Source organism: Streptomyces phaeochromogenes (assembly GCF_001418655.1).
Classification (GTDB): domain Bacteria; phylum Actinomycetota; class Actinomycetes; order Streptomycetales; family Streptomycetaceae; genus Streptomyces; species Streptomyces phaeochromogenes.
Genome location: NZ_LIQZ01000182.1, coordinates 54,637 through 79,434, shown reverse-complemented (window position 1 = coordinate 79,434; position 24,798 = coordinate 54,637). Strand labels below are relative to the sequence as shown.

Below are 24,798 nucleotides of genomic sequence, written 5' to 3'. Positions count from 1 at the left end.
TGTGGTCCCATCCGGGCACGCCGAGGGGCGTCTCCGGTCCACGGAGGGGGCGAGGGTGACGACGGCTGACCGTCAGGGCCGGCTGCTGGCCATCAGCGACCTGCACATCGGATACGCCGAGAACCGCGCCCTCGTCGAGCAGATGCGCCCCGAGACCGACGACGACTGGCTCCTGGTGGCCGGCGACGTCGCGGAGACGGTGGCCGACATCCGCTGGGCCCTCGAAACGCTCGCCTCCCGCTTCCGCAAGGTCATCTGGGCACCCGGCAACCACGAGCTGTGGACCCACCCCAAGGACACCGTCACCCTGCGCGGCGTGGCCCGCTACGAACACCTCGTGGAAGTCTGCCGCGAGCTGGGAGTGACGACCCCGGAAGACCCGTACCCCGTGTGGGAGTGCCCCGGCGGACCGGTCGCCGTCGCGCCGCTCTTCCTCCTCTACGACTACTCGTTCCTGCCCGCGGGCTGCGCGACCAAGGAAGAGGGGCTCACGTACGCCCACGGGACCGGCGTCGTCTGCACGGACGAGCACTTCCTGCACCCCGACCCGTACCCGAGCCGGGAGGACTGGTGCCGGGCCCGGGTGGCCGAGACGGAGCGCAGGCTCGCGGAGATCCCCGCCGAACTGCCGACGGTCCTGGTCAACCACTACCCGCTGGACCGCCACCCGACAGAGGTCCTCTGGTACCCGGAGTTCGCCATGTGGTGCGGCACCCGGCTCACCGCGGACTGGCACCGCACGTACCGCGTCGCGGCCATGGTCTACGGTCACCTGCACATTCCCCGCACCACCTGGCTCGACGGCGTCCGCTTCGAAGAGGTGTCGGTGGGTTACCCGCGCGAGTGGCGCAAGCGCTCGGAACCGCCGGGCAAGCTGCGCCGCATTCTGCCGATGGAGGTCGGATCCGGTGATCGAGGAGCTGCTCCCGGAGTCGGTCGTGGCCGTGGAGGCACACGGTGACGAGCGGCCCGGCGGCACGACGCCGTACCCCGAGCTCTACCCCGAGGAACAGGCGCTGATCTCGCGCGCCGTCGAGAAACGGCGCCGCGAGTTCACCGTCGTACGTGCCTGTGCCCGGCACGCCATGGAGAAGCTCGGCGTGCCCCCGCAGGCCGTGCTGCCCGGTGAGCGGGGAGCACCGCAGTGGCCCGCCGGGCTGATCGGCAGCATGACGCACTGCGAGGGCTACGCCGCCGCGGCGCTGGCCCGCGCCACCGATCTGGCCTCGCTCGGCATCGACGCGGAGCCGCATCTGCCGCTCCCGGACAACGTGCTGGCGTCCGTGGCGCTGCCCGACGAGGACCGGCGGCTGCGCGGCCTCGCCGAGCAGCACCCCGGCGTCCACTGGGACCGGCTCCTGTTCAGCGCCAAGGAGTCGGTCTACAAGGCGTGGTTCCCCCTCACCCGGAAGTGGCTCGACTTCTCCGAGGCGGACATCGACGTCTTCATGGATCCCGGACACACCACGTCAGGAGGCCTCCGTGCCCGGCTCCTCGTGCCCGGGCCGGTGGTCGACGGCCGGCGGATCGGGCACTTCGAGGGCCGCTGGACGGTACGCCGGGGACTCGTGGCGACCGCGGTGACCGTGCCGCACGCGCAGGACTGAGCGCGCGCGTCCCCTTCGTCCTTCCTTCGTCGAAGGGCTGACGGTGGCTCATCAGACCTCCGGGCACCAGGTGTGCAGCAGGCGGAAGAACGCCTCCTCGTTGCCCGTGAGCCCCGCCGCGGCCAGCGCGCGCTCCGCCTCCGCGAGGGCGGCGGGCGGCACGACGGGTGGTCGGCCCGTGCCGGGAGGGCCGTCCATGGCGGCCCGGACCGTCTGCAACAGGCGCAGATAGGCCTGCACGGCGGTGCGTTCGTGATCGGTCAGTACGGCGGTCGGCATCGGACGGCTCTCCCCGGTTCGGCTCGGCTGCAGCGCTTGTGGCGGTTCACTCGCCCCCGCACAGCGGTGGCGCTGGGTCCAGCTTGCCGTCCGCCACTGACAATGCCCTTTTGGTACGCGTCGGTTCGCCCGGTTAGCGGAGGGGAAACATCACGGAAATCCCTTGTCGGACAAGGGTCCTACGCTGGAAGCCAGGGCCTGGAGCCGTACTCCCGGCGGCCCGCTGAGGGGAGGCGAACCCGTGGCCGACGTCCCGCGACAGCACCCGAGGCCCACCGCGCGGCTGCGCCCGGTGGGCGATGGAGAGCTGCGGCTGCACCACCGCGTGGTGCACGGCTACCGCCGCGCCTACCGCATGGCCGGCGAGGGCCCGGCACTCGTCCTGATCCACGGCATCGGCGACTCCTCGGCGACCTGGGCCGAGCTCATCCCCGATCTCGCCCGCACCCACACGGTGATCGCCCCCGACCTGCTCGGCCACGGCGCCTCGGACAAGCCCCGGGCCGACTACTCGGTGGCCGCGTACGCCAACGGGCTGCGCGATCTGCTCTCCACCCTCGGCATCGAGCAGGCCACGCTGATCGGGCACTCGCTGGGCGGCGGTGTCGCGATGCAGTTCGCATACCAGTTCCCCGAGCGCACCGAGCGGCTGATCCTGGTCAGCGCCGGCGGCGTGGGCCGCGAGGTGAACCCGGTCCTGCGGGCGGTCTCGCTGCCCGGCGCCGACCTGGCCCTGGCCGCGCTGCGGCTGCCCGGGATGCGGATCCAGGTGGGGCTGGTCGCCCATCTGATGAGGCTCCTCGACACCGACCTGGGCCAGGACGCCCCTGAGCTGCTGACCCTCGTGGACGCCCTGCCCGACGCGACCTCGCGCAGCGCGTTCATCCGTACGCTGCGGGCGGTGGTCGACTGGCGCGGCCAGGTCGTGACGATGCTCGACCGCTGCTACCTCACCCAGGGCATGCCGACGATGCTGATGTGGGGCGACCGCGACAGCGTGGTCCCCGTACGGCACGCGTACGGGGCGCACGAGGCGATGCCCGGCAGCCGCCTGGAGATCTTCGAGGGCGCCGGGCACTTCCCCTTCCACAGCGACCCCGCCCGCTTCCTCTCCCTCGTCGAGGAGTTCACCGGCACCACCAGCCCCGCCGACTGGAGCCGCGAACACTGGAGCGACCTCCTGCGCGCCGGCCGCCCCGGCACCGCCGCGGGCCGGCCGGACACCGCCCGCAGCAGGGCGCTGGAGCGGGACTTGAGGGAGGCGAGCGAACGCAGCGCCACGTGACCGCCGCGCGGGCCGCGCCTCGGGACGGCCCCCGTCAGCCCTCCCGTGCCCCCGAAGGCTCCGGTGCGCCGAGGACCGCTTCCCGTTCCTTGTCCGACAGTGGCGGGTCGGCGAGGGGCGTCCGGCGGGGGCCCCTGAGCACCGCGATGAAGACGGCAGGCTGGACCAGCGCGCTGAGGGGCTTGGACAGCGTCACCACGTCGAAGAACGCCTGGGTGACCAGCGGGCGGGCGGTCGCGGTGAGCATAAGGCGGTCGATGTAGCGGCCCAGGAGCTTGTCCGTGAGGCCCGGCTGCTCGCCGATCGCGTCGGGGTAGAGGATGTCGGTGCCGGTGGCCAGGTCCCAGGCGGTGGCGACCGGCCGCGCCACGGCGCGCTGCGCACGCCTGGCCAGCCCGGGCGTGGCGATCCCGTACTCGGCCACGAGCTCCCGCAGCGCCACGGCACCCTGCGCGGCCACCGAGAGCCCGTGCCCGTAGACCGGGTTGTACGTGGCGACCGAGTCACCGATCGCGACGAGACCCTCGGGCCAGTCCTTGACCTTCTCGAACAGGTGGCGGCGGTTCACGGTGCTGCGGGTGACGAAGACGTCCGACAGGGGCTCCGCGTGGGCGATGAGCTCGCCCACGACCGGATGCCTGACCCCGCGGGCGAACGTCTCGAACTCCTCGGCGGATCCGGTGGGCTGACCGCCCCGCGTGCCCGAAAGGGTCACCAGCCAGCGGCCGCCCTCGATCGGCACGATGGTCGTCGTCTGCCCGGGGACCGGCTGCCGCGCGTCCGACTGCACGTTCACCAGGGGGTAGTCCTCGGTGCCCTCGGGCGCCCGGAAGATCCGGCTGGCGTACGCGAGCCCGGAGTCGACCTCCTCCATCGGGGCCGGGGACACACCCAACTCGTCGAGCCATTTGATCGCCCGTGAACCCCGCCCGGCGGCGTCCACGACCAGATCGGCCGCCAGGACGCTCTCCTCGCCCCCCACCGTACGGACCCGCACACCGGTCACGCGCCGCGCGTCGCCCTCCAGACCCAGCAGCTCGGTACGCGGCAGCACGGTGACGCGGGTGTTGCGCGCGACCCGCTCCCGTACCACCCAGTCGAGGAGGTCACGGCTGCAGGCGATCATGAACTGCATCTCGGGCCACCGGCGGAACCAGCCCCGCGGCTGCATGGAGACAAGACCCGTAGGCAGCGAGATGCGGCGGGCACCGGCGGCGAGCCATCCGTCGGTGACGCCGGGCAGCAGCTCCTCCATCGCGCGGGCACCGCCGGACCACACGACGTGGACGTGACGTGCCTGGGGGAGCCCCTTGCGCGGCTCGGGCCCGTCCGGCAGCACATCGCGCTCGACGACGGTGACGTCGGCGTACTCGCTGAGCGCGGCGGCGGCCAGCATGCCGGCCATTCCACCGCCGATCACGACGGCACGTCTGGGGGCTGTTCCCGGTTTGGCGCTAGTTGGTTCGCTCATGGAAGTCGCTCTCTGACCTGGTCGCGTACTGCCCTCGGGCAGCCGCGACGACGGGGGACTGACGCAGCGCGATGGACATCCGCACGAGGTCGCGCGGTCCCTCGGTGGACCTGAACGGAGAGGCGGCGGCGGGCGAGGGGGCGGAGGCCGGGGCATTGGCCGCCGCCTCCGCAGAGTCGATGACCCTGCCGTCCGGGTCGGCGGCCCGCGCCCGCACCGCTGCCGTCACCATCGCCGCGTCGGCCTCGGCCTGCGCCTGGGCGGGATCGGAGCCCGCCGCGAGCGCCGCGTCGTAGGCGCTCGCGCGCACCGCGGTGTCGAAGTAGGGATACAGGCTGAGCATGCCGTCGTGGATGTCCGACTCCCGCTGGGTGACCTGGAGTTCGGCCGGGGACCACCAGGACATCCGTACGCCGTGGGCCGCGTGCGGCGAGAGGGGCTTCAGTTCGTGCCACAGCGGGCCGAGACGGCGGTACGTCGACCAGGTGGACCAGGTGTCGCCGACCCGCTGGCAGGCCAGGGGGAAACAGAAGCCGATCGCGCTGATCTGGACCCCGGTGGAAGCGAGTACGGGCGCCGCGTCGGAGCTGAGGTAGTCGAGGTTCGCGCCGTTCCAGCGGGCGATCACCGCGGTGAACTTGGTGGTCAGATAGGCGATGTTGAACAGATAGCCGGCCACGATGATCAGCAGACCGGCCCGCAGCCACCCCTGCACCTGAAGTGCCCAGCGCCCGCACATGACGCTCATCCCGACACCCGAGACGGTCAGCGCCGCGAGATAGAGCACGATCATCTCGCGGACGAACGGCTCGTTGGCGTAGTACGTGTCGAAGTCCACCAGCCGCTCCACCGGAGCGTCGCCGAGGACGAACAGCACGACCAGCGCCACGATCACGACGCTGTAGCCGATGATCCAGCGGCGCGACACCCGGCGGGTCGACTCCGGCGGCCCGCCACGCCAGTTGACGATCAGCACCAGACAGGCGGCGCTGAAAGCGCTCAACAGGCAGTAGACCAGCGGTGCCGAGACGTTCGTGATCCCGATGACGTCGTTGACCTCACCGATGGTCGGCGGGGCCGCGAAGAAGAACACCAGCCCGGCCAGCGCCATCAGCGTGCACACCGAGCGCAGCAGCGGGTCGCGCCAGGACCGCGACAGCGCGGGCGCCTTGACCATGAGGGCCGCCGTCATGGCGACGGCGGGTATGTAGTAGCTGGACCCGTCCACGGTGTTCCGGCGCCCTCAGCCCTGCGGCCCGCGATAGCCCAGGGTGGCCTCGATCCGGCCGGCGAGGCCGTCACGCCGTACGGGTCCGCGCAGCGACGAACCCGCAAGCCACACCCGGCACTTGCTCGCCAGCAACAACCCAAAACTCTCCGCGTCCTTCTCGTCGGCCAGGTCCGACCGGGTGCGGGCCGCCACCTTCAGGACGGTCGCCTGGAGGTCGGCGTCGTCCGACAGCATGCGGGCGGCGACGGCCGCGCCCTCCACGTGGTGACTGCAGTGCCCGGCGTTCATGTGCCACAGCTCATGGCCGAGGATCACCAACTGGTGGTCGGGCGCGGTGCGTTCCTCGACGACCACGAGGTCCTGGTCGGCCATGTCGAGCCAGAGCCCGCTGGCGGTGCCCGGCGGGAACGCGGCCGTACGGAACTGCACCGGGCGTCCGCGCCGTCTGCTCATGGCGTCGCACAGCGCGGCGTACAGATCGGCGGGCTCCGCCGGTGCCGGCAGTGAGAGCTCGTCGACCAACTCGCCGCACAGACGGCGCATGTCCTTTCCTATGCCCACAGAATCCCCCGGATCACGACTCGGGCCGCTTGACGCTCTCCAGGAGCATGTCCAGCCACTCGGCGACCTTGTCCCGGTGCTGGTCGGTGGGCAGCTGTGCGGCCCGCCAGGCGATGCCGCGGACGCCGTGGTCCTGCAGCAGCCGCTCCAGCGGATCGTGGGCGGCAGCCACCGCCTCGCGCTCCCGGTCGGCGAGCCGCTGCAGCAGCTCCTGCTCCGTGTGCTGGAGGGCGCCCGCGAGCGCCTCGGGGTCCTCCGCGGTGAGGAATCCGGCGTGCACCCGGAAGAACCGCTGGATGGCGTCGCAGTGCTCCATCGTGGGGCGCCGGTCGCCGTTGATGAGGGCGCCCGCCTGCTGGCGCGACATTCCGGCGCCGTCGGCGATCTCCTGCTGGGTGTACCGGCGGCCACCAGGCTTCAGCCGCGTGCGGCGCAGCAGGTCGAGCCGTTGCAGGAAGCGGGCCTGGAGATCGGGCTCGCCCGCGGGCCGCCCGTTGAGCAGGGATCTGACCACGACCTCGGGGACTCCGGAGGCCGCGGACAGCCGCCGGACGTCGAACACCTCGTCGTGCGGCGCGCCGAGCCGGTCGGCCAGCCCGGTGACTCGGGCCACGACGGCCGGCAGCAGACCCGTCGCCGTGGCGCCCGGAACCTCGAAGCCATCCGTCACCGACACTTCTCTCCTACGTCTCTTGTCGACCGCTCTGGTCCGAACCGGATTCCTCGGACGTGAAGCCCCTGTGGGAATTCCGGAAGTGCGGAGTGAACCGCCCGAAGACCGGAGAGTAGCCCTTTGGTCGAACTCACATCCAGGTCTCGCCACAACTGTGGCGGGATTCAGCCGTCAACGGGCGTCAAATGCCACGATAGTTGACACCGCTCGGCCAGGGGTAGCAGGATCACGACGCCGCGATAGGGCCGCATAGGCAAGAGGGGTGGACCTCCCGATGGCATACCAGGCAGGAGGGTCCCGGCCACAGCCGCGACCAGCCCCCGAGAGTCGTGAGGCCCAGGCGTATCTCCAGGACTATGCAGCGCTTCTGGAGGCCGTGACCTTTCCTTCCGTCGTCGTCGACCACCGCTGGGACGTCGTCCTGGCGAACGGTGCGTTCGAGACACTTTTCCGCGGTGTCGGCCCGCACCCCACGGCCATGCCGGGGGACAACTTCCTCCGGTTCGTCCTGTTCCATCCGGACGCGGGCACGGTCCTCGGCGAGCACGAGTCGAGCTGGTGTCTGCCGATGCTGGCGCACTTCGCCGCCGCCGTCGAGCGGCACGGCCACGACCACGGACTCCAGTCGATCCTCCGGGACATCGCCCAGGACCCGATCATGGACGCCGCCTACCGGCACGGCCTGCCGCACTGGATCCGCTCGGTCGGCCCGGACGCCGTCGAGCACGACGGCGCGGTGCGGCCGTTACTGCACCCCGACCCGCGCTGGGGCCGTACGGACTGCCGCATCGTCGGTGAGACCACCAAGACCCTTCAGGGCATGGGCTATACGCGACTGACCCTGGTCCTGCGCGAGGCCCGCCGCGCGCCCGCGCGGCGTACGCGACGCGCGTCGAGTCATCTGAGCGTGGTGCCCACCGCGGAGGTGTAGCCGCCCTCGTCTCGTCACGGAAGCCGTTGGTCCTTCACCACACGGTCGACCGGTGTCCCGCGCTTCGCCGCCTGGATCTGCTCGTACACATGGGTCCGCAGTTCCGCGAAGCGCGGGGCCACCCGGGTGTGCAACTGGTCGCGCTCGGCCGGGAGATCGACCTTCAGCTGTTCCTGGACGACCGTCGGGGAGGAGGACAGGATCAGCACCCGCTCGCCGAGATACACCGCCTCGTCGATGTCGTGCGTCACGAAGAGGATCGTGATGCCCCGCTGCCGCCACAACCCCCGGACCAGGTCCTCCAGTTCGGCGCGGGTCTGCGCGTCCACCGCCGCGAACGGCTCGTCCATGAGCAGCACATCGGGCTCGTACGCGAGCGCGCGGGCGATCGCCACCCGCTGCTGCATGCCGCCCGACAGCTGCCACGGGTACGCGCCCGCCGCGTCGGTGAGACCGACCGACTCCAGCGCGTCGGCGACCAGCTCACGACGCCGCGCGCTCGGCAGTTTCTTCTGCTTGAGGGGGAGTTCGACGTTCTCGCGGACCCGCATCCAGGGGAAGAGGCTGCGACCGTACTCCTGGAAGACGACCGCCATCCCGGGCGGCGGCCCGGTCACCCGCTCACCTCCGAGGAACACCTCACCGGCTGTCGGCGTCAGCAGCCCGCCCACGCACTTCAGCAGCGTCGTCTTGCCGCAGCCCGACGGGCCGACGAGACACACCAGTTCGCCGGCCTCGACCGTGAAGGTGAGGTCGCGCACCGCCTCCACCCGGCGGCCCGACCCCTCGTAGACTTTCTGGAGGCCGCGTACGTCGAGCATGGAGCGCCCTTTCGCAAGGTTCACGTTCGAGAGGTTCACGACGACCGCCGGGAGACGTCGCGCAAGCCGTGGTACCAGCCGAGCACCCGCCGCTCGACCAGCCGGAAGGCGACCGACAGCACAAAACCGAGCAGCCCGAGCAGCAGGATCCCGGTCCACATGTCGGGGATGGCGAAGCCGCGCTGGAACTGGACGATGGTGAAGCCGAGCCCGTTGCTCGCGGCGAACATCTCGCTGATGACCATCAGGATGATGCCGATGGACAGGGCCTGCCGCAGCCCCGCGAAGATCTGCGGGCTCGCCGAGCGCAGCACCACGTGCCGCAGCCGCGCGACGCCCGTGATGCCGTACGAGCGGGCCGTCTCCGACATCACGGAGTCGACCGCCCGGACGCCCTCCACGGTGTTGAGGAGGATCGGCCAGACACAGCCGCTCGCGATCACGGCGATCTTCATCGTGTCCCCGATGCCGGCGAACAGCATGATGACCGGCACGAGAACGGGCGGCGGCACCGCGCGCAGGAACTCAAGGACCGGCTCGCACACGGCCCGCACCCGGCGGTACGAGCCGATGACCGTGCCGATCGCCACGCCCGCGACGGCCGCGCACGCGTAACCGGCGCTCAATCGCAGCACGCTCGGCAGCACGTCGTCGCGCCACCGGTCGCCCGTCCACACGTCCGGGAAGGTGGTGAGGATCGTGCGCAGCGGCGGCCAGTAGACGTCGGTGCTGTCGTCCGAGGCGACCCACCACCCCGCGACCAGCAGCGCGGGCAGCGCGACGACGAAGAACACCCGCAGCAGGACGCCCCTCACACCACCGTTCACCCCGCCCTTCACACCGCCACCTCCCCGCGCACCGACTGGTGCCAGGCCAGCGCCCGCCGTTCGACGGTCCGCGCGCCCACGTTGATCAGCAGACCGAGCAGCCCGGTGACCACCACCAGCGCGTACATCTCCGGCACGGCCTGCGAGGTCTGGGCGACGGCGATCCGGGCGCCCAACCCCGGTGCGCCGATGACGAGTTCGGCGGTCACAGCGAGGATCAGCGCCACCGCGGCGGCCAGCCGCACACCCGTCATGACGTACGGGAGGGCGGTGGGCCAGAGCACGTGCCGGACCCGTGCCCAGGTGCCGAGGCCGTAGGAGCGGGCCGTTTCCTCGGCGACCGGGTCGACGTCCCGGACGCCGTACATGACCTGGACGAGGACCTGCCAGAAGGACGCGTACACGACGAGGAGGAGGACCGAGCGCAGCTCGGTGCCGAAGAGCAGGACGGCCAGCGGGATCAGGGCGACCGACGGGATCGGGCGCAGGAACTCGATCGTCGAGGCCGTCGCCTCGCGGAGGTAGGGCGTGACCGAGATCAGAACTCCCGCCAGGATTCCGGCGGTCACCGCGATCGTGAGCCCGATCGCCCAGCCGGTGAGCGTGTCCCCGAGTGCGGTCCAGAACGCCTCGTCGGCGAGCTCCGTCGCGAGCGCGTCGGCGATGCGGCTGGTCGGCGGGAAGTACTCGTCCTTGACGAGGCCGAGCCGCGGCACCGCCTCGCCGAGTGCGAGGAAGACCGCGAGCCCGGCCGCGCCCAGGAGGGCGTTGGTGCCCCTCACGGAAGGAACTTGTCCAGGTCCGGGGCCGTCTTGAACAGACCGTCCTGCACGCCCAGTTCGGACAGCCGCTCGATGGAGGCGCGGTTCGGCTCGGCCGGCCACCTCGGCAGGGTCAGCGTCTCCAGCAGGTTCTTCGGGATCTTCGTGTACGTGGCGATGATGTCGCGGGCCTCGTCCGGGTGGCTGTCGGCGTAGGCGAGGGACTCTGCGGTCGCCTCCTGGAACTTCTTCACCATCTCCGGGTTCTTCTGGGCGTACTGCTGGGAGGTGAAGTACATGGCCACGGTGAGGTCGGGCGACACGTCGACGAAGAGCGACGCGATGCTGGTGCCGCCCTGGGACTTGATGGTGGCGAGCGCGGGTTCCACCACACAGGCCGCGTCCACCTGGCCGTTCGCGAGCGCTGCCGGCATCTGGTCGAAGGGCATCTCCACGAACTCGACCTTGGACGGATCGCCGCCGTCCTTGCGGACCGACTCCTTGACCGAGGTGTCACAGATGTTGTTGAGCGTGTTGGCGGCGACCTTCTTGCCCTCCACGTCCTTGGCGGACTTGAGAGGGCTGCCCTTCTTCACGGCGAGCTCCGCGAAGTCGGCGCCCTGCTTGCCGGTGGACGCGACACCGTTCGCCACGGCTTTGACCGGCATGTTCTTGGACTGGGCGACCAGCAGGGACGTCATGTTGCTGAAGCCGAAGTCGAACTGGCCGGAGACGACACCGGGCACGATCGCCGCGCCGCCCTGCGCGCTCGTCAGCGACAGCTTGATGCCGCGTTTGCTGTAGAAGCCCTTCGACTGGCCCAGGTACAGGGGCGCGACGTCGATGATGGGGATGACGCCGGCCTTGATCGTGGTGGTACCACCACCGGACGCCTTGTCGTCGTCCGACCCGGAGGAGTCGGACGAACCGCAGGCCGTCGCGGCGACGAACACGGCGCCGGCCGCGAGGCCGATGAGCAGACGACGCATGACTCCCCCTCTGGACCACTGGGACAGTTCCTCGACAGGCTGTGCGCAGACCGCACAGAAGTGCTCAGCGGGAACGTAGAACCTTGCCGGGAGCGGGTCAATGCTCTTGACACGCAAGGTCGTTGACAGTTGCCGAAGTGTGCTCCTAGCGTGCGCAGTGCGCACCCCCGTGCGTCCCGTGGAGGCGACGATGCCTGCTGGAGCCCGCGAACCTCATTTCGTCCGTTCCTTCGAGCGCGGCCTCGCGGTCATCCGCGCCTTCGACGCCGAGCACCCGGAATTGACGCTCAGCGAGGTGGCACGGCACACCGACCTCACCCGCGCGGCGGCCCGCCGCTTCCTGCTGACGCTCTTCGACCTGGGATACGTGACGACGGACGGGCGGATGTTCCGGCTCACCCCGCGCGTCCTCGAACTCGGCTACTCGTACCTGTCCAGTTTCACCCTGCCGGAGATCGCCGAGCCGCATTTGGAGCAACTCGTCGCGCAGATAAGGGAGTCGTCGTCCCTGTGCGTCCTCGACGGCGACGACATCGTGTACGTGGCACGGGTGCCCACACGCCGCATCATGACCGCGACGATCACGGTCGGCACCCGCTTCCCGGCCCATGTCACGTCCGTGGGGCGGGTGTTGCTCGCCCAGCTGCCCGACGAGGAGATCGACGCCCGGCTCGTCCGCGCGGACCTGCGCGCCCTGACGGCCCGCACGATCGTCTCGGCCGACCTGCTGCGCACCGAACTGCGCCGGGTACGCCGGCAGGGGTACGCGATCGTCGACCAGGAACTGGAGGAGGGGCTGCGCTCGGTCGCCGTCCCGGTGCGGGACCGGGACGGCGAGGTGGTGGCCGCGGTCAACATCCCCGTGCACGCCAGCCGCAACTCCGTCGACTCCGTACGCCGTGACCTGCTGCCGCATCTGCTGGCCACGGTCGCCCGGATCGAGGCGGACCTGGGGTCCGTCCGGCGGATCAGGTCGCAGACGCGGTAGGAGGCGTCACAGGTCGAGCACGAGGCGCTTCCCGCGGCACCGGGAGACGCAGATGAGCATGGTCTCGCCGGCCTCCCGTTCCTCGTCCGTGAGCACCGAGTCCCGGTGGTCCGGGGTGCCTTCGAGGACGTCCGTCTCGCAGGTCCCGCAGGTGCCCTCGGTGCAGGAGAAGAGCACCTCGACCCCCGCGGACCGTACGGTGTCGAGCACGGAGACGTCCGCGGGGACGGTGAGCGTGTGACCCGAGCGCTCCAAAACCACCTCGAACTCCGTGTCCGCGCCCGTCTCCTGGACCTTGGGCTGGAACCGTTCGACGTGCAGTGAGCCCTTCGGCCAATCAGCGCACCGCTCCTCCACGGCGTCCAGCAGCGGCCCGGGACCGCAGCAGTAGACGAGCGTGTCGGACTGCGGGGTGCCGAGTTCGGCGGCGAGGTCGAGCAGCCCGGACTCGTCCTGCGGGGCGACGCGCACCTTGTCCCCGTACAGGCTCAACTCCTCAGCGAACGCCATGGAGTTGCGCGTACGGCCGCCGTACAGCAGTGTCCACTCCGCGCCCGCCGCCTCGGCCTCCGCCAGCATCGGCAGGATCGGGGTGATGCCGATGCCGCCCGCGACGAAGCGGTAGCGCGGCGAGGGCTGGAGGGCGAAGTGGTTGCGCGGGCCGCGCACGCGGACCTTGCCGCCCGCCTCCAACTGCCCGTGCACATGGGCGGATCCGCCGCGCCCGTCGGGTTCCCGCAGGACCGCGACGCGCCAGGAGCGCTGGTCGGCCGGGTCACCGCACAGGGAGTACTGCCGCTCCAGGTCCGGGCCCAGGATCACATCGATGTGGGCGCCCGGCTCCCAGGCCGGCAGCTCCTCGCCGAGCGGATGGCGGAGGGTGAGGGCGAGCACACCTTCGGCGGCCAAGTCCCGTCGCTCGACGACGAGTTCGGCTTCGTAGGAGGTCATGAGCCGTTTCCTTGGGTGACGTGCGGGACGTGCCGGTCGCGCGAGTTGTTCGGGTCGTTCGGGTCGCGCGGGGTGTGTCCTTCGGGGTGGCCGAGCATCCACTCCCACATCTCGATCGGGTCCTCGGCGCTGTGCTCGGCCCCGCAGTGACAGGTGCCGTGCAGCACATCGGTGCCCGGGAGCCAGTCGATGCGGTAGATCTCGCCGGTCGGGCTGGTCACTGGACCTTCTCCATGGGCTTCGCGCCCTCCTCGACCAGCCGGGCGAGGATCCGGCGGGCGGCCAGACCACCGGTGTCGATGTTGATGCTCAGCTCCTGGTAGCCGGTGCGCTCCGTGCCGAGCGTCTTCTGCAGCAGGTTGAGCGCGTCGACGTCCTGCATCACGACGGTGTGGTTGTTGCCCCGCAGGAACTCGGTGACCTCGGCGTCGTCGGTCGCCCAGTCGCGCGAGACCATCCAGAAGTCGTACACCTTGCCGTCGGCGGACGGCGTGATGGCGTACGTGATCTCCGTGTGGAAGCCGTTCGGATCGCTGCCGTCCGCCTCGGGCACCACACCGACCGGGGCGATCCGGCTGTGCAGCAGATACAGACACGGCGCGTGGTACTCGATGTCCTGCCAGCGGGTGATCCGCCCTTTGATGCCGGTCGACTTGGCGTAGAACGGCGGGCACTCGGCGTCGTCCATGTGCCGGCTGACTCTGACGATGCCCGCGCCCTCGTCCACCTCGGTGGTGATCGGCGTCTCGGCGACCTCCGGGGTGCCGATGTAGCCGCCGTGCAGATACGTCTCGTGGGACAGGTCGAGGAGGTTGTCGACGAGGAGGCCGTAGTCGGCGTCGATCGGCTCCATCCCGCTGACGGTGACCCAGCCGGGGGAGTCCAGATGCCTGGCCCGCGGAATGGTCTCCGGGTCGGCGAGGGCCGGGTCGCCTATCCACACCCATATCAGGGCGTCCTGCTCGACCACCGGGTAGGAGGCGACCCGGGCGGTGCGGGGGACGCGTTTCTGACCGGGCACGTACACACACGCACCCGTCGTGTCGTACGTGAAGCCGTGGTAGCCGCAGACGATCCGGTCACCGTCGAGCCCGCTCTCCGAGAGCGGATAGCGGCGGTGCACGCAACGGTCGTGCAGGACGACCGGCCGTCCGTCGTCCTCGGTCCGGTAGAAGACGAGCGGCTCCCCGAGAACCGTCCGGCCGAGCAACTCCCGCCCCACCTCGTGGGCGTAGGCGGCGACGTACCACTGGTTCCTGGCGAATGCGGTCATGTGAGGCATGGGCGGTCCCGTCCCGTGAAGCGGGGCGCCGTCGCCCCGCGTGCCGTGGTTGGACTCAGAGTCCTGACCCTTGCGGCAGCTCCGCAAGACGGCTTCCGTGAGGCGGAAGAGCTTTCGTGAATGGGCTGGTCAGAGTATTGGGCCGCCGCCCCTCGCCGAGGTAATTGCGTCTGGGTAAATTATCAAGTCAGATACATGCACTTGATGTTAAGTGGTGGGTTCCCTAGCGTTCTCGGCATGAACCTCACCGTCCTCGCGGCCTCCGGCCAGACCGGAATCGCCCTCACTCGACAGGCGCTGCGACGTGGTCACACCGTGACCGCCATCGCGCGCGATCCCGAGAAGATCGCTCTGCCCGACTCGCCGAACCTGCGCAAGGTGGCGGGCGACGTGAACGACGCGGCGAGTATCGCCGCCGTCATGGACGGGGACTCCGTGGTCCTTTCCGCGCTCGGTACGGACCGGGCCGGGACCCTCCTGACCGGCGCCCGGGCCGTCGTCGCCGCCGGCCCGCGGCGCGTCATCTGGCTCGGCGCCTACGGCACGGGCAAGTCGGCGCAAGTGGCGGGGGAGGGTGCGGGCGTGCTCGCCAAGGTGCTGGGCGACCGGCTTCCGGACAAGGTCGAAGCCGACAACACCGTTCTCGCGGCCGGGGGCACCGTCTTCCACGCCGGGATGCTCGCCGACGGGCCGGAGAGCCCCCGTCGGCGTACGGTCGGCCTGGAGTCCGCGCCTCCCTTCGACCTCGGTGCGAAGGTCAGCCGGGAAACCGTCGCCGCGGCGATGCTCGACGAAGCCGAAGCGCCTGGTTTTCCCGGTGCCGTGGCCCTGCCACTGGCGGAGTAGGCGGAGCGGTCAGCGGGCGGTGATCTCCTCGACCGACGCCCGGACCTGCTCGCGGAGCCAGGCGTGGGCGGGGTCGGAATCGTAGCGCTGGTGCCAGTTGCAGTTGATCGTCGCCGCCGGGGACTTGATCGGCAGCGGCCGAGAGAGGAGCCCGAACGCCTCGATGAGCGGGCGGCCGAGGATCTCCGTGCAGGTGACCAACGCATCGCCGCGGGCGGCGATCTGCAGTGCGGTGGACACCGACGCCACCGCCGCGACCACCCGGCGCCGCAGGCCTTCGGCGGCCAGCACATCGTCGATCGGCGCGGTGAGCCGGCCGCGCCGGGAGATCACCACATGCGGCTGCTCCGCGTAGGAGGCCAGGTCGAGTCCGGCGGCACAGGGGTGGTCCGCGCGCATCGCCACGACGAGCCGGTCGTCGCCGAGCGGCTCGGACCGGAACTCGGGCAGAACGGGCCTGCCACCACCGATTTCCAGATCGACGCGGCCGTGCCGCAGGTCGTCGGTGTCGACGGTGTTCTCCGCCAGCACCCGCAACTGCACCCCGGCGGCCTGCTGTTGGATCCTCCCGACCAGTACCGGCACCAGTGACGCGGCCACCGCGTCGTGACATTGGATCGTGAAGGTGCGGTCCAGTTCGGCGAGGTCCAGTTCACGGATCGGCGAGAGCACCGCGTGCGCCTGCCTGACCAGCCGGTGCACGTCCTCCCGTACCGACAACGCGTACGGGGTGGGAGTCATCGAGTGGCCGGTGCGCACCAGGATGTCGTCCCCGGTGACGGCGCGAAGCCGGCCGAGGGTGCGGCTGACCGCGGGCGAGGACAGGTGTAGCCGCTCGGCCGCGCCCATCACGCTGCCCTCTTCGAGCAGGGCGTCCAGCACGGTCAGCAGATTCAAGTCCAATTGCATACGAGTAAATCCCAACAAGACATCGATCCACTTCCGTCAACTCCAGGAGCATCCCATGAGCGAGGAACTGCTTGCCGCCACCGTCGCCGCCGTCCGCCGCGCCGGCGCCCGGATGATGACGCGTTATTCCGCCGAGTCCCGTCAGTCCGGGCTTCCCGAACTGCTTGCGAACCTCCAGGCCAATGACGCGGCCGTGGTCGATGTGCTGCGCCCCGCGTTGACCGAGGCCCTGCCGAGTGCGGGCTGGCTCAATGACGAACATGGATCGGGACCGCTGGCCACGGGCGAGTGGTGGCTCATCGACCCGGTCGGCGGCAACGTCAACGCCGTGCACGGCATGCCCGACTGGAACATCGGCGTGAGCCTCGTCCGCGACGGCCGCCCGGTGCTGGCGGTGGTCTGCTTCCCGGCCCACGACGAGATGTTCACCGCGACCGAGGGCGGCGGGGCGTTCCTCAACGGCGTACGGCTGCGGGTTTCGGTCAAGACGTCGTTGGACGGCGCACTGGCCGGGACCGGCCAGGCCAAGCCGGGTCACGACCCCGAGCTCGCGCAGCGGATGGGCTCCGCCTTCACCGCGATGACGAACTCCGCCCTCCACGTACGAGTCTCCGTGCCCGTGACCCACCAGCTGGCCCAGGTCGCCGCGGGCCGGATGGACCTGCACTGGCAGTTCGACAACGTCCGGTCCCACGCGGCGGGTGTGCTGCTGGTCCAGGAGGCCGGAGGCGTCGTGACCGACATCGAGGGCAAACCGTGGGAACTGGCCGGCGAGAGCTATCTTGCCGCCGCACCGGGTGTGCACGCCGCCGCGCTGGAAGTCCTCGCCACCTGAGGGGAGTTGGGATCCTGTTGCGGCGGCTCTGCCGGAAAGGGATGGGGGGCCGGGGCCGGTCGTCGGCGGGGTGTTCGTCGCGACCGGCTCCTGAGGCCGACGCTCAGGGCTCGATCGCCGCGTCGATGTACGACTTGGTTATGTCGGTGAGGATGTCGCGGCTGCTGTCAGGGGTGAGGGCCCGGGCCTGGAGGTGGTCGTACATCGCGCTGTAGTGCTGCACGTCGGACGGCTTCTCCAAACAGAGGTCGCTGGTGAACCGTTCCAGGTACACCACCCCTGACTCATGGCTGTCGGCGAACCTCAGAATGGAGAACTGTCCTGTCAGGCCCGGGTGAGCGCCCACGGCGTAGGGGAGGACCTGCATGGTGATGTGCGGCTCGGTGCCGAGTGCGTTCAGGTGTTCCAGTTGCTCGCGCATGATGTCGGGGCTGCCCACGACGCGGTGCAATGCCGATTCGTCCAGGACGACCCACAGGCGCAGCGGGCAGGCCGGGTCGTAGATCCGGTGCTGACGGCGCAGCCGCACCTTGAGGCGCGTGGCGGTCTGTTCGGCGGTGAGCAGGGGGATCGTTTCTCCGATGACGGCCTCGGCGTAGGCAGGGGTCTGCAGCAGGCCGGGGATCACCATGGGGTCGTAGGTGTGGAGGGAGACGGCGTCCGACTCCAGGCCGATGTAGACGCTGTTGGAGAGGTCGCCGTAGGAGTGCCACCAGCTCCGCCGGCTCGATTCCTTGGCCATCTCCATCAGGGAGTCGATGACCTCCCGGTCCGTCACTCCGTAGATCGCGCACAGGTCGCGAACGTCGCGAGGGCTGATGGCGCGGTTGCCGTTCTCCAGATGACTGATCTTGGGCTGAGAGACCAGAAGCCGCTCGGCGACCTCCTTGCTCTTCAGTCCACTGGCGATGCGGAGCCCGCGAAGCTCGGCCCCGAGATGGCGTCTCCTGACGGTGGGATTGCTCTTCGCCGCCACGTGCGATGTACCTCCGGTCCAAGTCCCTGTGCTGGACCGCAGATTGCCATGCGGCAAGGATTGTTGATCACGCGCCATGCCGTCGTGATCGCAGGTGCCGAAACGGACTCTTACGTTGGCATTTGCCTCCGTCCAAGGGGTGCGGGAGCCTTCGCCGAGTGTCACTGCCATGCTGCGCAATAGATGGTGCCAATGTTCGACTATGAAGCGTTCTGTCCCAGCGGGGCCCATGGCCCTCGGTGGCCTGCCTGTCGCTGTTGCCGTCGCTGCCCTGGTGCTGGGGCTTCTGGTCCTCCCCGCGAGCGGGCACACCCTCACGGACCGTTGCCCTCGCGGAGGCGCCGCGGCGGAATGCGGGGGCGCCCCGAGGTCGGTGGGCGGGGAGGATCCGGGGCCGGTGGCGAGGCTCTACGGTTCGGAGGTCCGCCGGATTCCCACCAGTAGCCCGCTGGTGGCGCTGACGTTCAACGCCGCGTGGGACGAGACCGGGGTGGAGACGGCCTTGACGGTGCTGCGCGGGCGGAACGTGCCGGCGACGTTCTTCCTGACCGGCCGGTTCGCCGAACGCCACTCCGGTGCGGCCCGGCTGATGGCGGCCGAGCACGGGATCGGCAACCACTCCTACAGCCATCCGCAGTTCGCGGACCTCACCCGCCCGGAGGCGGAGCAGGAGATCATGGGTGCGGACCGGGCGATCCGACGGGCGACCGGGGCGGTGCCGCTCCCGTTCTTCCGCTTCCCCTACAGCGCCACGACCCCGGAGGGCATCGCGCATGCCAACGAACTCGGCTTCGCGGACATCGAGTTCACCACTGACACCAACGGCTACCTCGGAACCGCCGGCGGTATGACGGTCCAGAAGGTCGTCGACCGGGTCGTGAACGCCCTGACCCCCGGGGCGATCGTGCAGATGCACGTCGGTACGGCCCAGGGGCGCGGACCTGCCCTCGACGTCCAGGCACTCCCGCGGATCATCGACGCCATCCACGCCCACGGATACCGGATCACCGACCTGCGCACCGTCCTCGAATAGGAAGCCCGCCAGGAAACCGCCAGGAAACCCCGTCAGGAATCCCGCCAGGAAATCCCCCCGCCTCATCTGCGACGATCCCTGCGTGGACTACCCGAACGATCAGCACCCCGCGGCCCCCGTCCGCTCCGGGATTCCGGAGCACGGCCGCATCCCGAAGTACTACGCGGTGAAGGCGCGGATCTCGGCCCTCGTCGACGAACTCGGCGAGGGCGGGCTGCTCCCCACCGAGCGGGACCTCTCCGAGCGGTACGAGGTCGCGCGGGAGACCGTGCGGCAGGCGATCCGTGAACTGGTGCTGGAAGGGCGGCTGCGCAGGCGGGGGCGCGGCACGGTCGTCGCGGGCCCGAAGCTGGAGCAGCCCCTGTCGCTCGCCAGCTACACCGAAGGCGTACGACGTCAGGGGCGCACCCCCGGCCGCAACCTCGTCACCCTCGACCGCTTCCCCTGCCCCGAGGCGCTCGCCGCCGAGACCGGGCTCACGCGCGGCGAGCCGGTCTGGCATCTGGAGCGCGTGCTGCTCGCGGACGACGAGCGGGTCGGTCTGGAAAGCACCTACGTCTCGGTGGCCCGCATTCCCCGCCTGGACGCCGAATTCGAGCCCGACTCCTCCTTCTACGCCTACCTCCACCAGCAGGGCATCGCCTTCGGAGACGCCGACGAACGCATCGAGACGGTGCTCGCCACCCCGCGCGAGGCCCTCCTCATCGGCACCCCGCCCGCTCTTCCGATGCTGCTGATCCACCGCGTTTCGCGGGACACCGACGGGCAGCCGCTGGAGCGGGTGCGGACGCTGTTCCGGGGGGACCGGTTCTCGTTCACGACTCATCTCAGCGGCTGAGAACACCCTCTACGCCCCCTCTCCGCACCTCCTCCCGACCACCTTCGAGTATCACGAATAGGTAACTGGTCTAGCCCAAACGTGACGACCAGTTCACGCTCCCGTTGTGAGCCGGACCCTTCCGGTTCCCCGATCCCGAGGAGCGTGGCCGTCGTGAGAGTGATAGTCGTCGGAGCCGGCGTGGTGGGCACCATGCACGCCTGGCAAGCAGTGGAACGCGGCCATGAGGTCGTACAGATCGAGCGCGAGGCGGAGGCTCGCGGCGCCTCGTTGCGCAACTTCGGCCAGATCTGGGTGAGTGGCCGCGCGGGGGGTGAAGAACTGGAAACCGCGCTGCGGGCGCGGGAGTTGTGGGAGGGCATCGGCGGACGGGTGCCAGGCCTCGGCTTCCGGCCGAACGGCTCGCTGACCCCCGTCCGCGGCGACCTCGAACTCGCCGTCGCCGAGGCCGCCGTGGCCCGTGAGGACGCACCGGCCCGCGGCTACAAGCTGCTGACCCCCGACGAGGCGCGCGCCCTGAACCCAGCCCTGCGCGGCGAGTTCAGCGCCGCCCTCTACTGCGAGCGGGACGCGGCCGTCGAGCCGCGCACCGCACAACTCGCCCTGCGCGCCGAGCTGTTGAAGTCGCCGCGGTACACCTTCCGGCCCGGCAGGGAGGTCCGAGAGGTCATCGGTCACCACGCCGTCCGCGACGACCACGGGGACGTGCACACCGGGGACGTCGTCGTCCTCTGCACGGGCGCATGGCTCGGCGGCCTGGTCCGTGAGCTGGCCGGACCTGGCCTGCCCGTCCGCCGCGTACGTCTCCAGATGATGCAGACCGACCCGCTGGGCGAGCCGCTCACCACCTCGATCGCAGACGCCGACAGCTTCCGCTACTACCCGGCGTACGACTCCGCGGCCCTGGACGAGCTCAACGCCCGTCAGGCCCAGGCGCGGACGGCCGCGGACCACCGTATGCAGCTGCTCATGGTGCAGCGCGCCGACGGCGGGCTGACCATCGGCGACACCCACGAGTACGAACACCCCTTCGCCTTCGACACCCTCGAAGACCCCTACGACCACCTCACGGGGGTCGTCGAGTCCTTCCTCGGCCGCGCGCTGCCGAAGATCCGGCGCCGCTGGGCCGGGGTGTACGCGCAGTGCACCGACCCGGGCCGGGTCGTGCACCGGCAACAGGTGCGCGACGGGGTGTGGCTGGTCACCGGGCCCGGCGGGCGCGGTATGACCTGCTCGCCCGCGATCGCCGAGACGACCGCGAACGAACTGGGCTGGTGACACCCCTCATGACCCACACGAACCACGACATCCGTCTCGTCGTCCTCGACATGGCCGGCACCACCGTCGCCGACGGCGGCCTCGTCGAGCGGGCCTTCGCGACGGCCGCCGCCGAACTGGGCGTCGAGCCCGGCAGCCCCGACCACGCCGACAAACTCGCCTACGTCCGCGCCACCATGGGCGAGTCCAAGATCTCCGTCTTCCGGCATCTGTTCGGGGAGGAGACGAAGGCGCAGGAGGCCAACAGGGCCTTCGAGGAGGCGTACGCGGAGCTGGTCGACGGCGGTCTCGTCGCGCCGATCCCCGGTGCGCGCGAGGCCATCGAGCAGCTCGACTCCCAGGGCCGCACGGTCGTACTGACCACCGGCTTCGCGCGCACCACGCAGGACGCGATCCTGGCCGCGCTCGGCTGGCAGGACCTGGTGCCGCTGACGCTGTGCCCCGCCGACGCCGGGGGCCGCGGGCGCCCTTACCCCGACATGGTCCTCGGCGCCTTCCTGCGGACGGCGGCGGCGGACGACGTCCGGCAGATCGCCGTCGTGGGCGACACCTCGTACGACATGCTCAGCGGGGTCCGTGCGGGGGCGGGCGCGGTCGCCGGTGTCCTGACCGGCGCGCACGACGAGAACGCGCTGCGGGCGTCCGGGGCCACCCAAGTGCTGGGATCCGTGGCGGAGTTGCCGGGAGCCCTCGCATGAGCAGCGGCATCCGATTCGACTCGGTGACGGTCGCCTACGACGGGAACGTCGTCCTCGACGCGCTCGACCTCACCGTCGAACCCGGCGAGGTGATGGCCCTGCTCGGGCCGTCCGGGTCCGGCAAGACCACCGCGCTGCGGGCGGTCGCCGGGTTCGTGCGGCCAGTCTCCGGGCGGGTGTACCTGGGCGAGCGCGATGTGACCGAACTGCCCCCGCACCGGCGGGGGATCGGGATGGTCGTCCAGCAGTACGCGCTGTTCCCGCACATGCGCGTCGAGGACAACGTGGCCTTCGGGCTGAAGGCGCGCAAGGTCGCGAAGAGTGAGATACGCGCGCGGGTGGCCGAGGCGCTGGAGATGACCGGGATGGCGGCGTACGCGCGCCGCCATCCCCGGGAGTTGTCCGGCGGCCAGCAGCAACGCGTCGCCATCGCACGGGCGTTGGCCATCCGGCCCGGCGTACTGCTTCTCGACGAACCGCTGTCCGCGCTGGACGCCCAGTTGCGCTCCGGGATGCTGGCCGAACTCGCCCGGCTTCACCGTGAGTTGCCCGACGTGTCGATCCTGTACGTCACCCACGACCAGGTCGAGGCGCTGACGCTGGCCGACCGGATCGCGGTGATGGACCGGGCCCGTCTCCAGGACTGCGGGACCCCTCACCAGCTCTACCGGGCGCCGAGGACCGAGTTCACGGCCTCCTTCGTCGGCAACGCGAATCTGCTGCCCGTGACGGTGGGGGAGGGCGGTGTCTCCTTCGGCGGGCGTGAGGTCGAGGTCGGGACGGCAGGGATCGCGTGCGGCGCTCAGGCGACCCTGTGTGTACGCCCCCACCTCGTCGGCCTCGGTTCCGGCCCCAACCAACTCGCCGGAACCGTCGACGAGATCCAGTGGCGGGGCGCCACCCACCGGCTGTACGTCGACGTGGACGGCCACCGGCTGATGGCGGACCTGCGGGAACTCAAGGCTCCGCCGGCTCACGGGGACGCGGTGACGCTGCACTTCGCACCGGAGGACGCGGTGTTGCTGCCTGCGGGAGGGGGCCATGACTGAGGTTGCTCGTCGGCCGCGGGTGAGTCGTGGCTGGTCGCGCCCACGCGGCGGCAGCCGCAAATCGAGCACAGCCCCGCGCCCCTGGTTGGCTGCCCTGCCGCCAGTCGTCTTGCTCGCCCTCGTCTTCCTCTACCCCCTCGCCCTCGTCGTCCAGCAGTCCTTCCAGCCCGACACCGGCGGGACCTCGCTCCAGCCGTACTCCGACGTCCTCGGCTCCGAAGCCTTCCGTGAGGCCCTGTGGACCACCGTGTGGCTGGCGGTCGGGGCGACCGTCGGATGTCTGGTGCTCGGGTTCGTCCTGGCGCTGATCATCGCGTTCGTGCCGTTCCCGGGGGCGCGGAGCGTCGCCAGGTTCATCGACGTCTTCCTCTCCTTCCCGTCCTTCCTGATCACGCTCGCCCTGCTCTTCATCTACGGCACCGTCGGCATGGCCAACGGCCTCTGGACGGACGTCACGGGCGCGGCGGACGGGCCGTTCCGGTTCCTCACCACGCCGTGGGGCGTGCTCCTCGCCGAGGTCACGTACTTCACGCCCTTCGTCGTACGACCGCTCCTCGCCGCCTTCTCGCAGCTCGACACCGCGCAGCTGGAGGTGGCGGCCGGCCTCGGTGCGCGGCCCGCGCGGATCATCCGGACGGTGATCCTGCCGGAGGCGCTGCCCGCGCTCGCGGCCGGCGGGAGCCTCGTCCTCGTCCTGTGCCTCAACGAGTTCGGGATCGTGCTCTTCACCGGGGCGAAAGGGGTGACGACCCTGCCGATGCTCGTCTACAGCAAGGCGATCCTGGAGTCCGACTATCCGGGCGCGTGCGTGGTCGCCGTCGTCAACGTCCTGATCTCCGTGGGGCTCTACGGCCTCTACCGGGTGGTGAGCCGTCGTGCTGGTGCATAGCAGGAAAGGGAAGTGGACCGCCTGGGTCCTGTTCCTCGTCCTCTTCCTCCCTCTGTTCGCGCTGCCCCTGCTGGTGATCCTGGCCGCGTCGTTCGCCACCAACTGGTCGAGCGTCCTGCCGTCCGGCTTCACCACCGGGCACTACGACGCCGCCACCCGCGGCGAGGCTCTCCAGGCGCTGACCACCAGCCTGGTCACCGCGCTCACCGCGAGCCTGCTCGCGATGGCCGTGGGGACCTGGGCCGCCCTCGCCGCGTCGGGACTCAAACGACGCCAACGACGGTTCCTGGACGCCTTGTTCGTGCTGCCCGTCGCCGTGCCCTCCGTCGTCGTCGGGCTCGCGATCCTCGTCGCCTTCTCCAAGCCGCCGCTGCTGCTCAACGGCACCCGGTCGATCGTGATCCTCGCGCACGCCGTCCTCGTCACCGCGTTCGCGTACCAGTCGGTCTCGGCCGCGATCGCCCGGCTCGACCCGGCGTACGAGCAGGCCGCGGCCTCGCTCGGCGCCCGCCCTTCCTACGTGCTGTGGCGAGTGAAGCTGCCCCTGCTGCTGCCCTCGCTCACCGCCGCCGGCGGCCTCTGCTTCGCCCTCTCCATGGGCGAGTTGAGCGCCACGATGATGCTCTACCCGCCCGACTGGACTCCGCTTCCGGTCCTGATCTACGCGGCCACCGACCGCGGCGCCCTGTTCGCCGGCTCCGCGCTCGCCGTGGTCCTGATGACGGCGACGCTGATCGCCCTGCTCGCCGTCTCCCGCGTACGCAGCAAGGCCTCGTACCGCTGACCCCAC

The 24,798-nt window shown here is 70.5% G+C and carries 28 protein-coding genes; 14 read left to right on the top strand and 14 right to left on the bottom strand.

Annotated features, from left to right (window positions below):
• Nucleotides 1-55: 55 nt before the first annotated feature.
• On the top strand, nt 56-961 hold the full coding sequence (locus AOK17_RS24830) for a metallophosphoesterase family protein (RefSeq protein WP_055614759.1): 906 nt from the start codon (nt 56-58) through the stop codon (nt 959-961).
• Nucleotides 909-1,607, top strand: coding sequence for a 4'-phosphopantetheinyl transferase family protein (locus AOK17_RS24825; protein ID WP_055614758.1), 699 nt, complete (start codon nt 909-911; stop codon nt 1,605-1,607). Before AOK17_RS24830 ends, AOK17_RS24825 begins: the two co-directional genes overlap by 53 nt.
• Before the next feature lie 51 nt (nt 1,608-1,658).
• Here the strand turns inward: AOK17_RS24825 and AOK17_RS24820 are convergent, their stop codons facing one another.
• A complete protein-coding gene (locus AOK17_RS24820) occupies nt 1,659-1,886 on the bottom strand; it encodes a hypothetical protein (RefSeq protein WP_055614757.1) in 228 nt (75 codons plus the stop codon).
• Between the two features lie 241 nt (nt 1,887-2,127).
• Between AOK17_RS24820 and AOK17_RS24815 the strand changes: the two genes are divergently transcribed.
• On the top strand, nt 2,128-3,171 hold the full coding sequence (locus tag AOK17_RS24815; RefSeq protein ID WP_055614756.1) for an alpha/beta fold hydrolase: 1,044 nt from the start codon (nt 2,128-2,130) through the stop codon (nt 3,169-3,171).
• A gap of 34 nt (nt 3,172-3,205) precedes the next feature.
• Here the strand turns inward: AOK17_RS24815 and AOK17_RS24810 are convergent, their stop codons facing one another.
• From AOK17_RS24810 to AOK17_RS24795, 4 genes are read right to left on the bottom strand one after another with little or no spacing between them, the layout of a single operon-like run.
• A complete protein-coding gene (locus tag AOK17_RS24810) occupies nt 3,206-4,642 on the bottom strand; it encodes an NAD(P)/FAD-dependent oxidoreductase (RefSeq protein ID WP_055614755.1) in 1,437 nt (478 codons plus the stop codon).
• Nucleotides 4,626-5,870: an MAB_1171c family putative transporter gene (locus AOK17_RS24805; protein WP_055614754.1), complete on the bottom strand. Its 1,245-nt coding sequence runs from the start codon at nt 5,868-5,870 to the stop codon at nt 4,626-4,628. The genes AOK17_RS24810 and AOK17_RS24805 overlap by 17 nt, the downstream gene beginning before the upstream one ends.
• Nucleotides 5,871-5,885: 15 nt before the next feature.
• Nucleotides 5,886-6,416, bottom strand: a complete 531-nt coding sequence (locus tag AOK17_RS24800; RefSeq protein WP_055614753.1) for a hypothetical protein — start codon at nt 6,414-6,416, stop codon at nt 5,886-5,888.
• Nucleotides 6,417-6,447: 31 nt separating this feature from the next.
• Nucleotides 6,448-7,104 carry a helix-turn-helix domain-containing protein gene (locus AOK17_RS24795; RefSeq protein WP_055614778.1) on the bottom strand — a complete coding sequence of 219 codons (657 nt, stop codon included), beginning with the start codon at nt 7,102-7,104 and terminating at the stop codon, nt 6,448-6,450.
• 277 nt (nt 7,105-7,381) lie between these two features.
• Between AOK17_RS24795 and AOK17_RS24790 the strand changes: the two genes are divergently transcribed.
• Nucleotides 7,382-8,038, top strand: coding sequence for an MmyB family transcriptional regulator (locus AOK17_RS24790; RefSeq protein ID WP_055614752.1), 657 nt, complete (start codon nt 7,382-7,384; stop codon nt 8,036-8,038).
• 14 nt (nt 8,039-8,052) lie between these two features.
• Here the strand turns inward: AOK17_RS24790 and AOK17_RS24785 are convergent, their stop codons facing one another.
• From AOK17_RS24785 to AOK17_RS24770, 4 genes are read right to left on the bottom strand one after another with little or no spacing between them, the layout of a single operon-like run.
• Nucleotides 8,053-8,859, bottom strand: a complete 807-nt coding sequence (locus tag AOK17_RS24785) for an ABC transporter ATP-binding protein (protein WP_055614751.1) — start codon at nt 8,857-8,859, stop codon at nt 8,053-8,055.
• 35 nt (nt 8,860-8,894) lie between these two features.
• Nucleotides 8,895-9,674, bottom strand: a complete 780-nt coding sequence (locus AOK17_RS24780; protein ID WP_055614777.1) for an ABC transporter permease — start codon at nt 9,672-9,674, stop codon at nt 8,895-8,897.
• Between the two features lie 20 nt (nt 9,675-9,694).
• Nucleotides 9,695-10,468 carry an ABC transporter permease gene (locus AOK17_RS24775; RefSeq protein WP_055614750.1) on the bottom strand — a complete coding sequence of 258 codons (774 nt, stop codon included), beginning with the start codon at nt 10,466-10,468 and terminating at the stop codon, nt 9,695-9,697.
• Nucleotides 10,465-11,436, bottom strand: a complete 972-nt coding sequence (locus tag AOK17_RS24770; RefSeq protein ID WP_055614749.1) for an ABC transporter substrate-binding protein — start codon at nt 11,434-11,436, stop codon at nt 10,465-10,467. Before AOK17_RS24770 ends, AOK17_RS24775 begins: the two co-directional genes overlap by 4 nt.
• Nucleotides 11,437-11,626: 190 nt before the next feature.
• Between AOK17_RS24770 and AOK17_RS24765 the strand changes: the two genes are divergently transcribed.
• Nucleotides 11,627-12,424, top strand: coding sequence for an IclR family transcriptional regulator domain-containing protein (locus AOK17_RS24765; RefSeq protein ID WP_055614748.1), 798 nt, complete (start codon nt 11,627-11,629; stop codon nt 12,422-12,424).
• A gap of 6 nt (nt 12,425-12,430) precedes the next feature.
• On the opposite strand, the gene AOK17_RS24760 is transcribed toward AOK17_RS24765, so the two are convergent.
• From AOK17_RS24760 to AOK17_RS24750, 3 genes are read right to left on the bottom strand one after another with little or no spacing between them, the layout of a single operon-like run.
• Nucleotides 12,431-13,375, bottom strand: a complete 945-nt coding sequence (locus AOK17_RS24760) for a PDR/VanB family oxidoreductase (RefSeq protein WP_055614747.1) — start codon at nt 13,373-13,375, stop codon at nt 12,431-12,433.
• On the bottom strand, nt 13,372-13,596 hold the full coding sequence (locus AOK17_RS24755) for a hypothetical protein (protein WP_055614746.1): 225 nt from the start codon (nt 13,594-13,596) through the stop codon (nt 13,372-13,374). Before AOK17_RS24755 ends, AOK17_RS24760 begins: the two co-directional genes overlap by 4 nt.
• Nucleotides 13,593-14,657 (bottom strand): aromatic ring-hydroxylating oxygenase subunit alpha, encoded by a 1,065-nt coding sequence (locus AOK17_RS24750; RefSeq protein WP_206190821.1) that lies wholly within the window; start codon nt 14,655-14,657, stop codon nt 13,593-13,595. Before AOK17_RS24750 ends, AOK17_RS24755 begins: the two co-directional genes overlap by 4 nt.
• A 237-nt stretch (nt 14,658-14,894) precedes the next feature.
• On the opposite strand from AOK17_RS24750, the gene AOK17_RS24745 reads away from it, so the two are divergent.
• Entirely contained in the window at nt 14,895-15,503 is a 609-nt protein-coding gene (locus AOK17_RS24745; protein ID WP_055614744.1) for an NAD(P)-dependent oxidoreductase, read from the top strand.
• 9 nt (nt 15,504-15,512) lie between these two features.
• Here AOK17_RS24745 and AOK17_RS24740 read toward each other — a convergent pair whose 3' ends face one another.
• A complete protein-coding gene (locus tag AOK17_RS24740) occupies nt 15,513-16,412 on the bottom strand; it encodes a LysR family transcriptional regulator (protein ID WP_055614743.1) in 900 nt (299 codons plus the stop codon).
• Between the two features lie 55 nt (nt 16,413-16,467).
• On the opposite strand from AOK17_RS24740, the gene AOK17_RS24735 reads away from it, so the two are divergent.
• The gene (locus AOK17_RS24735; protein ID WP_055614742.1) at nt 16,468-17,247 is read left to right on the top strand and encodes an inositol monophosphatase family protein; all 780 of its coding nucleotides are present in this window, start codon (nt 16,468-16,470) and stop codon (nt 17,245-17,247) included.
• 103 nt (nt 17,248-17,350) lie between these two features.
• On the opposite strand, the gene AOK17_RS24730 is transcribed toward AOK17_RS24735, so the two are convergent.
• Nucleotides 17,351-18,223 (bottom strand): helix-turn-helix domain-containing protein, encoded by an 873-nt coding sequence (locus AOK17_RS24730; RefSeq protein WP_055614741.1) that lies wholly within the window; start codon nt 18,221-18,223, stop codon nt 17,351-17,353.
• A 397-nt stretch (nt 18,224-18,620) separates the two neighbouring features.
• On the opposite strand from AOK17_RS24730, the gene AOK17_RS24725 reads away from it, so the two are divergent.
• The 7 genes from AOK17_RS24725 to AOK17_RS24695 all read left to right on the top strand — a co-directional run bounded on the left by AOK17_RS24725 (nt 18,621) and on the right by AOK17_RS24695 (nt 24,792).
• Nucleotides 18,621-19,256, top strand: coding sequence for a polysaccharide deacetylase family protein (locus AOK17_RS24725; protein ID WP_055614740.1), 636 nt, complete (start codon nt 18,621-18,623; stop codon nt 19,254-19,256).
• Between the two features lie 82 nt (nt 19,257-19,338).
• A complete protein-coding gene (locus tag AOK17_RS24720) occupies nt 19,339-20,094 on the top strand; it encodes a GntR family transcriptional regulator (protein ID WP_055614739.1) in 756 nt (251 codons plus the stop codon).
• 192 nt (nt 20,095-20,286) lie between these two features.
• Complete coding sequence (locus AOK17_RS24715; RefSeq protein ID WP_245697337.1) at nt 20,287-21,372, top strand: TIGR03364 family FAD-dependent oxidoreductase; 1,086 nt, start codon at nt 20,287-20,289, stop codon at nt 21,370-21,372.
• Nucleotides 21,373-21,380: 8 nt separating this feature from the next.
• Nucleotides 21,381-22,070 (top strand): phosphonatase-like hydrolase, encoded by a 690-nt coding sequence (locus AOK17_RS24710; RefSeq protein ID WP_055614775.1) that lies wholly within the window; start codon nt 21,381-21,383, stop codon nt 22,068-22,070.
• A complete protein-coding gene (locus AOK17_RS24705) occupies nt 22,067-23,119 on the top strand; it encodes an ABC transporter ATP-binding protein (protein ID WP_055614738.1) in 1,053 nt (350 codons plus the stop codon). The genes AOK17_RS24710 and AOK17_RS24705 overlap by 4 nt, the downstream gene beginning before the upstream one ends.
• Nucleotides 23,112-24,008 carry a 2-aminoethylphosphonate ABC transporter permease subunit gene (locus tag AOK17_RS24700; protein WP_107102486.1) on the top strand — a complete coding sequence of 299 codons (897 nt, stop codon included), beginning with the start codon at nt 23,112-23,114 and terminating at the stop codon, nt 24,006-24,008. Before AOK17_RS24705 ends, AOK17_RS24700 begins: the two co-directional genes overlap by 8 nt.
• Nucleotides 23,995-24,792, top strand: coding sequence for an ABC transporter permease (locus AOK17_RS24695; protein ID WP_055614736.1), 798 nt, complete (start codon nt 23,995-23,997; stop codon nt 24,790-24,792). Before AOK17_RS24700 ends, AOK17_RS24695 begins: the two co-directional genes overlap by 14 nt.
• The last annotated feature ends 6 nt before the right edge of the window (nt 24,793-24,798 follow it).